This window comes from Clostridium thailandense (assembly GCF_019207025.1).
GTDB lineage: Bacteria > Bacillota > Clostridia > Clostridiales > Clostridiaceae > Clostridium_AM > Clostridium_AM thailandense.
In genome coordinates, this window is the sequence record NZ_JAEEGC010000117.1 from 40758 (window position 1) to 51782 (window position 11025).

The 11025-nt window shown below is 30.3% G+C and carries 11 protein-coding genes; 8 read left to right on the forward strand and 3 right to left on the reverse strand.

The window, feature by feature from the left end; translation table 11 throughout:
• Positions 1 to 5 precede the first annotated feature (5 nt).
• The 3 genes from I6U48_RS20350 to I6U48_RS20360 are packed head-to-tail and all read left to right on the forward strand — an operon-like array spanning position 6 to position 2201.
• On the forward strand, positions 6 to 776 hold the full coding sequence (locus I6U48_RS20350) for a cobalt-precorrin-6A reductase (protein WP_218322311.1): 771 nt from the start codon (positions 6 to 8) through the stop codon (positions 774 to 776).
• Between the two features lie 36 nt (positions 777 to 812).
• A complete protein-coding gene (locus tag I6U48_RS20355; RefSeq protein WP_218322312.1) occupies positions 813 to 1649 on the forward strand; it encodes a GHMP family kinase ATP-binding protein in 837 nt (278 codons plus the stop codon).
• 36 nt (positions 1650 to 1685) lie between these two features.
• Entirely contained in the window at positions 1686 to 2201 is a 516-nt protein-coding gene (locus I6U48_RS20360; RefSeq protein WP_246615471.1) for a cob(I)yrinic acid a,c-diamide adenosyltransferase, read from the forward strand.
• A gap of 285 nt (positions 2202 to 2486) precedes the next feature.
• Here the strand turns inward: I6U48_RS20360 and metA are convergent, their stop codons facing one another.
• Positions 2487 to 3404 carry a homoserine O-acetyltransferase MetA gene (gene metA, locus I6U48_RS20365; protein ID WP_218322313.1) on the reverse strand — a complete coding sequence of 306 codons (918 nt, stop codon included), beginning with the start codon at positions 3402 to 3404 and terminating at the stop codon, positions 2487 to 2489.
• A gap of 259 nt (positions 3405 to 3663) precedes the next feature.
• On the opposite strand from metA, the gene I6U48_RS20370 reads away from it, so the two are divergent.
• The gene (locus tag I6U48_RS20370) at positions 3664 to 4365 is read left to right on the forward strand and encodes an FTR1 family protein (protein WP_218322314.1); all 702 of its coding nucleotides are present in this window, start codon (positions 3664 to 3666) and stop codon (positions 4363 to 4365) included.
• Between the two features lie 140 nt (positions 4366 to 4505).
• Positions 4506 to 5135 carry a DUF3793 family protein gene (locus tag I6U48_RS20375; protein WP_218322315.1) on the forward strand — a complete coding sequence of 210 codons (630 nt, stop codon included), beginning with the start codon at positions 4506 to 4508 and terminating at the stop codon, positions 5133 to 5135.
• 102 nt (positions 5136 to 5237) lie between these two features.
• Here I6U48_RS20375 and I6U48_RS20380 read toward each other — a convergent pair whose 3' ends face one another.
• Together I6U48_RS20380 and I6U48_RS20385 are read right to left on the reverse strand one after the other, a co-directional pair.
• Positions 5238 to 6029 (reverse strand): metal ABC transporter permease, encoded by a 792-nt coding sequence (locus I6U48_RS20380; protein WP_218322316.1) that lies wholly within the window; start codon positions 6027 to 6029, stop codon positions 5238 to 5240.
• A gap of 35 nt (positions 6030 to 6064) precedes the next feature.
• Positions 6065 to 6718, reverse strand: a complete 654-nt coding sequence (locus tag I6U48_RS20385) for a metal ABC transporter ATP-binding protein (RefSeq protein WP_218322317.1) — start codon at positions 6716 to 6718, stop codon at positions 6065 to 6067.
• Positions 6719 to 7215: 497 nt separating this feature from the next.
• Here I6U48_RS20385 and I6U48_RS20390 point away from each other — a divergent pair, with 497 nt between their 5' ends.
• From I6U48_RS20390 to I6U48_RS20400, 3 genes are all read left to right on the forward strand, one after another.
• Positions 7216 to 8592 carry a PhoH family protein gene (locus I6U48_RS20390; protein WP_218322318.1) on the forward strand — a complete coding sequence of 459 codons (1377 nt, stop codon included), beginning with the start codon at positions 7216 to 7218 and terminating at the stop codon, positions 8590 to 8592.
• A 241-nt stretch (positions 8593 to 8833) separates the two neighbouring features.
• Positions 8834 to 9832: a phosphodiester glycosidase family protein gene (locus I6U48_RS20395; protein WP_218322319.1), complete on the forward strand. Its 999-nt coding sequence runs from the start codon at positions 8834 to 8836 to the stop codon at positions 9830 to 9832.
• Between the two features lie 43 nt (positions 9833 to 9875).
• On the forward strand, positions 9876 to 10916 hold the full coding sequence (locus I6U48_RS20400; RefSeq protein ID WP_218322320.1) for an NHL repeat-containing protein: 1041 nt from the start codon (positions 9876 to 9878) through the stop codon (positions 10914 to 10916).
• Positions 10917 to 11025 lie beyond the last annotated feature (109 nt).

An 11025-nucleotide genomic window follows, 5' to 3' on the forward strand; every position in this document is an offset into this window, starting at 1 on the left:
AAAATATGATTGGATTAATTCTAGGAACCTCAGAGGGAAGAAAAATTCTCTCACTTTTAAATAATTATACAAGTGATATTTTGGTGTCTACAGCAACAGAATATGGTGGAGAAATTTTGAAAAATTATAAGTATGAGTACTTAAATACTAATCCTTTAGATTTTAAAGGATTAGTAAACTTATTTAAAGAAAAGGGTGTGAACTTGTTAGTGGACGCTTCACATCCCTATGCTGTTGAAATAAGTAAAAATGCTATTAAAGCTTGCGAAGAGCTTAATATAGAATATGTTAGATATGAAAGATTATCTTCTGTGGATAGGTTTAAAAATGAAGAGAAAATTGTAGAAGTGAAAGATTATGATGATCTTTATGATAAACTTAAAAATATTGAAGGAAACATATTAAATACTACAGGAAGTAGAAATCTAGATAAGATTCTTTCTATGAAGATAAATAATAGAATCATTCATAGAGTATTACCATCAGTAAAGGTCATGCAGGAATGCATTGACAAAGGATTAGACGCAGGAGACATAATTGCAATTAAAGGTCCAATAAGTTATGAGTTAAACTGTACCTTTATTAATGAATATAAAGCACAGGCAATGCTTCTTAAAGACAGTGGAGTTGAAGGTGGTACAGAAGGAAAACTTAAGGCTTGTATAGATAACAATATATATGGATTTGTAATAGGAAGAAAGTCAGTTGAGTATAAAAATGTTTTTTATACCCCTGATGATTTGGTTAAATATATTTCGGATAACTTTATACTTTAATAGAAAATATGAAGTTGTAAAAAGGGTGTTGTATTTATGGAGTTTACAGTAAATTACCCAGGAAGTTTTGGAGAAATACTACAGGGAAAGGTTTGTGATAAGGATTTATTATTATCCTGTCCTGTAGATGTGTATACAAAAGTAAAAATTTTTGAGAGCAACAATGTGTACAAAAGGCATAATATTAAAAAATCTTCTGCTTTTCTTAGTAATATTTTAGAACTATGGGGCTACAATCAGTATAATAATACAATTGATATAGAAATAGATTCTAAAATACCTTATGGGAAAGGAATGGCTAGTAGTACCGCAGACTTATGTGGAGTGTATTATTGTTTGCTAAAGATGTTTAACAAAGAATTTAATGAAACAGAACTTATGGAACAATGTATAAAAATAGAACCTACAGATAGCATAATATTTAAAGATATGACTTTGTTTGATTACAAAAAAGGTTTGTATAGAAGGAAAATGGGAAAATATATCGAATATAACATACTAGCCTTTGAAGGAAATGGAGTTGTAGATACAGTAGAGTTTAATAGTAAGAATTTAGTTCCTTTAAGCGATGTAGATGATCTTATTCCTGTCTTGGAAGAAGGCATAAGTGAAAGTAACATAGAAAAGATAGCGTATGTTTCTACTGAAAGCATTATGAGAAATCAAAAAAGGCTTTATTATGATTTCTTAGATAGAGTAATAGACATAAAGAATAGAACAAAGGGTCTTGGTGTAATGGGAGCTCATAGTGGTAATGTTTTAGGAATTATATATGAAGATGAAGAAAAGCTTAATTATGCAAAAGAGTTTTTTCAGAATGCAGTAGAGTGTAAGGTATACTCAGTGAAGACTTTAAATTCTATTGAAATATAGTAAATATTTATTATTATGTGGAAAGAAGGTATCATAATGGAAAAGGGATATATTCAAGTTTATACTGGTAATGGAAAAGGAAAAACCACCTGTGCATTAGGGTTATCTCTTAGAGCAGTTTGTTCTGGCAAGAAGGTCTTTTTTGGACAATTTACTAAGGGAATGAAATATAGCGAATTAGATGCGCCTAAATATTTACCAAATTTCACTTTGGAGCAGTTTGGTAGAGATGTTTTCATATTAGGAAACCCAACAAAAGCAGACAAAAAAGTTGCTGCGGAAGGTTTAAAAAGAGCAGAAGAAGTTTTAACTTCTGGAGAATATGATGTTGTAGTTTTAGATGAAATAAATATTGCTTTATTTTACGAACTTTTTACAGTAGATGAAGTTCTAGCAATTTTAGATAAAAAAGCTGAAAAAACAGAGGTAATTCTTACAGGCAGATATGCTAATGAGAGAATTATAGAAAGAGCAGACTTAGTTACAGAGATGAAAGAAATCAAACACTATTACACTCAGGGAGTTCCAGCAAGAAAAGGAATAGAAGATTAGTGTAGAGTTTAACCGCCGAAAGTCGATTTATCCTGCGGGGTATACTGACGTTCTTTCGGCACGATAAATACTTTTAATAAGTCTAAAGCTAATATATTGGAAAAAACTAAGAACCTTTGATAACTCGCTATGCTCAAACAATCAAAGGTTCTTAGATTTTCAAAATGCTAAGCTTTAGATTGATAAAAAGTTTTTATAGTGCCGAAGATTGGAAACATATCCCGGAGTGTGGATCAACTTTCGGCCGTGTTTATAGGTATTCGACATCAATATTAGAGTGCTACACTATTCTATCTCATGTAGGTTAAATGGTGTTTCTTGGTATACATAGTAGTTGAGCCAATTGCAGAACAATAGATTGGCATGGGAACGCCATTTTACCATTGGGTCTTTTGTAGGATCATCCTGTGGATAATAGTTTTTAGGAACTTTAATATCGAGACCCTTAGCTACATCACGATCATATTCTGATTTTAGGGTTAGAGGATCATATTCCGAATGTCCGCTGACAAAGATTTGTCTTCCGCCTTTTGCAGAAACTATATATATGCCTGATTCGTTTGATTCAGCTAATAAAGTTAGGTCTTTATTATTTTCTATATCCTCTTTTCGAACTTCTGTATGCCTTGAATGAGGTACATAAAATTCATCATCAAAGCCTCTTAATAATTTTATATTTTTTTTAGTAGCTCTATGAGGAAATACACCAAACATTTTCTCACTTAGATCATATTTAGGTATGTTATAGTGGTAATATAAACCAGCCTGTGCGCCCCAACATATGTGCAAAGTTGAATATACGTTATGTGTACTCCAATTCATTATTTCTTTAAGCTCATCCCAATAATCAACTTCTTCAAATTTCATATTTTCCACAGGAGCACCCGTAATAACTAATCCATCAAATTTTTGACTCTTTACTTCGTCAAAGTTTTTGTAGAATGTCATTAAATGCTCTTCAGAAGTATTTTTCGATTCATGAGTTTTAGGATTTAACAAATCAATTTCAACCTGAAGAGGAGTATTTCCAAGAAGTCTTAATAATTGGGTTTCTGTAGTAATTTTAGTAGGCATGAGATTTAATATAGCGATTCTCAAAGGACGTATATCCTGATGAAAGGCCCTATCTTCTGTCATTACAAATATATTTTCATTGTTTAAAGTTTCAACTGCCGGCAAGTTATCTTGTATTTTTATCGGCATAGCTTTCACCCCCTAAATATTTTGAGTATAAATTAACTTAAAGTTTTAAAGTAGATTATATCATAATATACTGAAATTTTAAATAATACGAAATTGATGATAACGTATGCAAAGATATAGAAATTTTTGATTTTTAAAAAAGTTTATTATTGGACGATTTTAGCTTAAAAATAAGTTTGTTTTTGGGTAACAATTTTACTATTTCTGCTTATTATGTATCAAAGACTATTTAAAAATAGATAAACTAGGGGGTGAGAGAATGGTTACAACTATGATTATTGCTTTTAGAGAAAGCTTTGAAATGCTGTTGATTATTGTGCCACTTTTAGTATATCTAGCTAAAATAGATAGAGGAGACTTGAAGAAATATATATATTTAGGTTCAGGAATAGGGGTTCTTACAAGTATTTTAACAGGGGTAATTATATTTAATCAAGCTAAATCTCTTCAAACAACATCACAACATGTGTTTCAAGGTTGTATGATGCTATTTTTATCTGCTTTAATACTGTACAGTATAATTCTTCTTAGGAAACAAAACAAGTCGTTGCTGATTAAAGCTGATAGTAATATAAATGTGAAAATTACAGCTGCAAGTTTATTCATACTATCATTTCTAACAATATTTAGAGAAAGTTTAGAAATAACTATTTTTACTCTGCCATTTATAAATGAAGCAGCTATAAATATTGCTCTAGGTATAGTAGTAGGCGCTGCAGCTTCCATTGCCATAATGTATTTTGTATATAAGGGTACATTGAAATTTAGTATAGAAATAATATTTAATGCACTAACAGTTATATTAATATTATTAGGTGCTCTAATGTTTGGAGAAGGGCTGTCTGAGTTGATGCCTAATATGGGAGAGTCAGTTGAAAAATTAGGAGAACTCATGTATGCTGTTCCAACGCTCTATATATTCGTTAAGGAAATGTTAAAGAAGTATATTAAAAAGCTATAAATAATCGTAAGAAAAGCTCTCTTTCTAGATTACAGAAAGAGAGCTTATTTACTAAAATTTTATTTCTTGTATATTGTTATTAATAATTTCTTTTAACAAAGGGAAAGCTAAAGAACAATGTTAGAAGGTAGATGATAATAATGGAAAAGTCACTGTTAGAAAAATATATAGATAAAATATGGTCTATGGATGATAAAGAATATTTATTTGGTGCTATATTATATCATATAGCACCTACATTGATAAGTGGAAAACCAGCTTGTATAATAACTCTAAATGACTATGAGCGGAATTTAAATCTATTATGGAAAAGATATAGGAAGGATTTTATAGACATATGTGAATTGAGCATATATGAAATGAGAGAACAATTTGGGAGTAAGACCTTATTTATTTATGATGAAAAGATTATTTCAGAAATTATTCATCAAGAGGAAAATATAAGATTTTTAGAGAAATTAGGTTACAATAGGAGCTTGAGTATAGAAAAAATGTTAGAGATTTTAGGAGAGAAATATAAATATTTTTGTCCTCATGAAATGGGAATATTTCTAGGATTTCCAGTAAAGGATGTAATCTGCTTCATGGAATACCCTTATAGAAAATGTCTATTATCTGGATACTGGAAAGTTTATAATGATATTGATTTTGCTATGAAAAAATTCGTTGAATATGATACATCAAAGAATATGGTAATTAACTCAATTTTAGATGGTGAATTACCATCATTAGTAATAAAAAATACTATAAAACAATTAATTATGCATTAAACATTATATATTGATACTTATTTTGTAGAGATAAAAAAATATAGAGAAGTCCCAGCTAAATAATAAGTTGAGACTTCTTTGCGATTATCATAAAACTGAAAACTATCCTATAGATTTTTTATACAATAGTACTATAAGCAGTAATGCCACAGATGTCAAAGCAATAGTTCCTCCAGGTGCACTGTTAATAAAATATGATAAGAACAATCCAAACATAATATCTATAAATCCAAAAATTATTGAAAATACTAACGTTGCCTTAAAGCCTTTATGCAATTGCAGTGCTGCAGCCACAGGCATTGCTATCATAGATGAAATAACAAGAATGCCCATTATTCTTATGGAAACAGAAACAGTTGCGCCAACTAATAAAGCAAAAAGATAGTTTATAAGTTTGACCTTGACACCAGCAATTTTTGCTCCATTTTCATCAAAGGTTATATATAGAAGTTGATTGTAAAGTACAGAAAGCGTTATAACAGATATTATACTCAAAGCAAAAACAGTAAAAAGCTCGTTTTGCGATACAGTTAATATACTTCCAAATAGATAGGAGTTAACATTTGCATTAGTCCTACCAGTACTTATTAATGTTATTGCTATACCTATTGCTAAAGTCATTATAATTACTAGTATTAGCTCAGCATATTTTTTATAGTAGTTTCTTAGATATTCAATTAGTAGTCCGCATATAGATGTAAATATAAAAGCACAAATTATGGGATTGTATCCTAAAATTAATCCTAAAGCAACTCCTGCAAGTGATGCATGGGACAAGGCATCACCCATCATAGAATACCTTTTAAGAACTAAAAATGCACCTACTGCAGGGCATAAAATAGATATAAAAATTCCTGCAATAATTGCATTCTGCATAAAATCATATTGTAGCATTTTTTTCCTCCAGAATAACTTTTATTTTAGTTGTTTTAAGAAACCCTTATAATTTTTTTGTATTCTTCTATAGTATATAAGTTAGCAGAGCCGCTATCCATTATGCAAATACCTGTAGAACAATTTAAGGCCGCATCAAGATTATGTTCTACGGCTAGAACTGTAATACCTAAATGTATATTCAAGTGCTTAATTATACTATAAATTTCTTTTTGACTTTGTATGTCAATGCCAGTAGAGGGTTCATCAAGTATTAACAATTTAGGATTTCCCATTAAAGCACGAGCAATAAATATTTTTTGTTGTTGTCCTCCAGACATGTCACCTATTAAAGTATTTTTGAAGTTTTCCATTCCAACAGCGTCAAGACTTTTAGAAATTATATTCTTTTCTTTTAGTTTCAAAACTTTCATATGGCATTTTAGCATCTCAGAAACAGTAATTGGAAATTGAGAATTAAAGCTCTCAACTCTTTGAGGAACATAACCTATTGTATTGGTATGTATATTAATAGTTCCGCCGCAAGGCTTAAGTAAGTTTAGTATAAGTTTTAATAATGTGGTTTTTGCGCTTCCGTTTTCACCCAGTATAGAAACATAGCTACCTTCGCTAATGCTTAGATTTACATTATTGAGTATATATGGTTCATTTCCTGTATATGAAAAAGTTAAGTTTCTAATTTCAAGCATAAAGGGTTTTCCTCCGATTTTATATTTTTCATAAATTTGTAAATAATAACTATTATATTACATAATATATTTGCAAAACAATAGAACTATTAAATATAATTGACAAAAAAACATACAATATTATTATATATCTAAATGCAAATTATTTGCAACAACTCTTGGAATTGTTTATGAAATTGTAATTGTTAGGAGTGATGAAGTATTGTGACAAAAAAGCTTTCTTTTTTATTAAAGAAGACAATAAAGATTATTTACAAAGTATGAAAGAAAACTTGGAAAAGGTTTATGAAAGTTTAAAATAGCAGGTTAGATGCCTGCTATTTTTTATAGAAAAATATTAAATTAATAAAATATAATACATTTATTAGATTAGCTGAATATAATAGTAGTAATGGAAGAGAGGAAGCTGAAGCTCTAAATGGGCTTTAACGAGCAATTAGCGAGAGAGAGTTAGTAATCTTAATTGCCGAGTCTTCCGACTGGAAGGAGGAATGATTTTGAAAAAGACCTATGTTTTAGATACCAATGTTATTCTGTACTCACCAGGAGCGATTTTTACTTTTGGAGATAATGATGTGGTTATACCAGAAGTCGTACTTGAGGAATTAGATAGTTTTAAGAAAGATAAAAATGACCTGGGAGCCAATGCAAGACATTCAGCAAGATTGATAGATGGCTTAAGAAAGAAAGGTAAACTTAATAAGGGGGTGGAACTTCCCGGTGGTGGCAATCTTAGAGTTGAGATGAACCATCATGATGTACAAATTCCACCAACTTGGGATAAGAGTAAACCAGATAACAGAATAATACAGGTATGTAAAGGTCTAAAGGAACAGGGTGAGAATGTTTGTTTAATAACAAAAGACATATTTGAGAGAATTAAAGCTGATACGGTTGATATATCAGTAGAAGATTTTCATGAAAAAGTTGTTCCAGAGCATGAAAGTCAGTATACAGGAAGGATAGAAGTATATACATCATCTGAGAATATATCGGAGTTCTATCGTAATAAGTCTATGGATATAGGTGATTTGTTATATTACTCATCAGAGCTTAATAAATATTTAAAACCTAATTTATACAGTAATGAATTTATGATAATACATTGTCTTCAAAATCCAAAGCAAACTGCACTAGGAAAGTTTGATGGAAATAAAATAGTTCAATTACACTATAAAGATAAAGTGCCGCTAGGAGTCAATGCTAGAAATGTTGGACAAAGGTTTATACTTGAAGCTTTGTATACAGATGCAGAAAAAGCACCATTGGTAATAATAAAGGGACCAGCGGGAACAGCTAAAACTCTTTTTTCTTTAGCAGTAGGATTAGATAAAATTATAGATCAAGGAAAAGAAATGTTTAGAAGAATTTTAGTTTGCAGACCTAATATCACTATGGATGAAGATATAGGTTTTCTACCAGGAACAGAACAAGAGAAAATATCGCCTTTCATGAGACCAGTGTTAGATAACTTAGAAATACTAGTAGATTCCGATGAAAAGGAAAGATATAAAAATGAGAAAGAATTATCAGATAAAATAAAAGAGCTATTTGACAGAAGAATTATAACTACAGAAGCAGTAGCATATTTAAGAGGAAGATCTATTATTAAAAACTGGGTTATTATAGATGAGGCACAAAATCTTACCCCAAAACAAGTTAAATCTATAGTAACTAGAGTTGGAACTGGCACAAAACTCATATTGATAGGAGATCCAGAACAAATAGATCATCCTTTCTTAGATTCAAGGTCAAATGGACTTTGTTATGCATCTGAGAAAATGAAAGGCAGTCCGCTATGTTATCAAGTAACATTAAAATATGATGAATGTGAAAGATCACCTTTAGCGTATGAAGCTTCTAAGCGGCTGTAAAATAATCCATGAGTAAACTATATGTCGATTTTATTCCAATAACTTTAATTAGACTAACAAAAATCTTAAATGAAACATCGTAAAACCATAGATATAATTCTATACATATTTATGGTTCTATGGATGTTTTGTTTTTTAGAAGAAAGTTTTTGACATATTTATAATTATTTCTATTTAAAAAATATATCATTTATTGTACAATGTTGTAAGGTATTAAATTTAGAAAGGATAGGTTTTACGAATGAAAAAGAGAAAAACCGAAGTAAAAAAGAAAAGTTCAATTTGGAAATTAATCTTGGGTTTTTTGATATTTGAAATAGTTTTTACTGGTATAACTGCACCTCTCATAGTATTTCATGGACCATTTCAAAATGTAAAAAAGACAATAGTAGGAGCTGCTATGACAACTCTTAGCCATCAATATATAGCTAAAATATTTTTGTCACAGGAAGAAATAGATAAGATTTTAGGTGAGAATGTTGTTGAAACTGTTCAACAGGACAATACACCTATAAAATTTCAAAATACTCATGACGATAGTATTGAAAGAGAAGATATTAGCGATGAAAGAAAATTTAAAGGTTATATGTTAATAATACATGATCCAACTAGAATTAAAGTTGGTGCTAGTAAAAAATTAGGTGTAGAGGGAGAATTAACGAGTCAAATAGCTAGAGATAATGGAGCAATAGCTGCAGTTAATGGTGGAGGATTCGTAGATGCTTCATCTGGTGATAGCAAATGGACAGGAACAGGTGGAAAACCTGTCGGAATACTTATGAGTGATAGTAAAATACTATATAATGATTTAAAAGAAAATGAAGAAAGAGAAACAGTGGCTATAACTAAAGGTGGTGCACTTTTAGTAGGAACACATACTTTAGATGATCTTAAAGAACTTGGAGTTACAGAAGCTATTTCATTTGGACCTGCATTGGTAGTAAATGGTAGAGGAACTATAAAATCAGGAGATGGAGGTTGGGGAATAGCCCCTAGAACTGCTATTGGTCAAAGAAAGGATGGGGCTATACTTTTATTGGTTATTGATGGAAGACAAACTAAAAGTGTAGGAGCAACATTAAAAGATGTTCAGAATATAATGCTTCAATATGGAGCGGTGAATGCATCAAATCTAGATGGAGGTTCTTCTTCAACAATGTATTATGAAGGTGATGTAATAAATAATCCTTGTGATCCTTTAGGAGAAAGATCAGTTCCATCAGCTATTTATGTTAAATAATTGTTGAGGCACACAAGATAACTATTTATAAGGAGAGTAAGGAATGAAGATTTTTAGAAGGATTTTTCTATGGATTCTTGTATCTTTGACAATACAATTTGCAGGCCTTTTTTATATAGATAAATATGTGTTAACTTCGGATACATCTATAAAGACAAAGAAAATAGTAAAAAGTGAAGCTAAGAAGCAAGAAGTAGAGGTCAAGGTACCTGATAACGCAACTAATATTAATGCATCCTTTAATGGGAGATACTTAGCCTATTATGATGGAGATGTGCTAAAAGTTATTGATACAAAAACGGGAGAAGAAAAGAAAATAGATTTTGATGATGGAGTAAAGGTTTCTTATTATAAATGGCTTTCAGATAGAAATAGAATGCTTATAGCAGAAAAAGAAACAGGAAAGCAAAGTTCAAGTTTTAAATTGGCATATTATGATGTTGATAAAAATGTTAAAGAGGATATTAAAGAATTGAATAGTAAGGAATTAGGTTATGAAAATAAAAAGTCAGAGGTAGAAGATATTCAGGCTTCACCGTTAACTAATATTATATATGTAAAAATAGCAGGCAGTGGAGGAATGAGCCGCCTATATTGGATCAATATAATGAAAGAAGCAAAAAAGGTAGATACGATGGCTTACAGGGTGGGAAAAATAAAAGTACTTCCACATGAAGATAAGCTCGTTTATGAAGATTTGGATCATCAAGGAATATATATGACAGGTCAGGACGAACCACTTAAGATAAATGGAGTAAATAATCCATCTTTAATAGCTGTAGATGATAATGATAATGTATACATTGGAGAAACACAAGATAAAAAAGTTACCAAGATTTATTATGGAACTGTAAAGGAAGGTAGCAATACTCTTCAAGCAATTGATTTAAAAGGAACTGTTGATAGAGATTCAATATTTGTAAGTTTGCAGGGTAAGATTTATATAAATGATAATCTTAAGGGAGTTGTTAGAGAAGTTGCTACTGGAAAAGAATATGCTTATACGGGTAATTTTATACAAATGTATACTGATGGAATAATATCTATAAGTGATGGAAAATTAGTAAAAACTTTGTTCAACTAGAGATGTATATAATATAGGGGGTGTTAGATTGCAATTGTGTTCTGACATCCCCTATATAACGTAACATTTTATTAATATGCTTAAGAATTCAGGGCAAACGCATGAGTTA

Bases quoted from the DNA above. Each gene is read 5' to 3' on its own strand.
- I6U48_RS20385 (WP_218322317.1), bottom strand. From the start codon at position 6,718: ATGCTTGAAATTAGAAACTTAACTTTTTCATATACAGGAAATGAACCA.
- I6U48_RS20395 (WP_218322319.1), top strand. From the start codon at position 8,834: ATGAAAAAGAGAAAAACCGAAGTAAAAAAGAAAAGTTCAATTTGGAAA.
- I6U48_RS20380 (WP_218322316.1), bottom strand. From the start codon at position 6,029: ATGCTACAATATGATTTTATGCAGAATGCAATTATTGCAGGAATTTTT.
- I6U48_RS20360 (WP_246615471.1), top strand. From the start codon at position 1,686: ATGGAAAAGGGATATATTCAAGTTTATACTGGTAATGGAAAAGGAAAA.
- I6U48_RS20355 (WP_218322312.1), top strand. From the start codon at position 813: ATGGAGTTTACAGTAAATTACCCAGGAAGTTTTGGAGAAATACTACAG.
- I6U48_RS20370 (WP_218322314.1), top strand. From the start codon at position 3,664: ATGGTTACAACTATGATTATTGCTTTTAGAGAAAGCTTTGAAATGCTG.
- metA (WP_218322313.1), bottom strand. From the start codon at position 3,404: ATGCCGATAAAAATACAAGATAACTTGCCGGCAGTTGAAACTTTAAAC.
- I6U48_RS20350 (WP_218322311.1), top strand. From the start codon at position 6: ATGATTGGATTAATTCTAGGAACCTCAGAGGGAAGAAAAATTCTCTCA.
- I6U48_RS20400 (WP_218322320.1), top strand. From the start codon at position 9,876: ATGAAGATTTTTAGAAGGATTTTTCTATGGATTCTTGTATCTTTGACA.
- I6U48_RS20375 (WP_218322315.1), top strand. From the start codon at position 4,506: ATGGAAAAGTCACTGTTAGAAAAATATATAGATAAAATATGGTCTATG.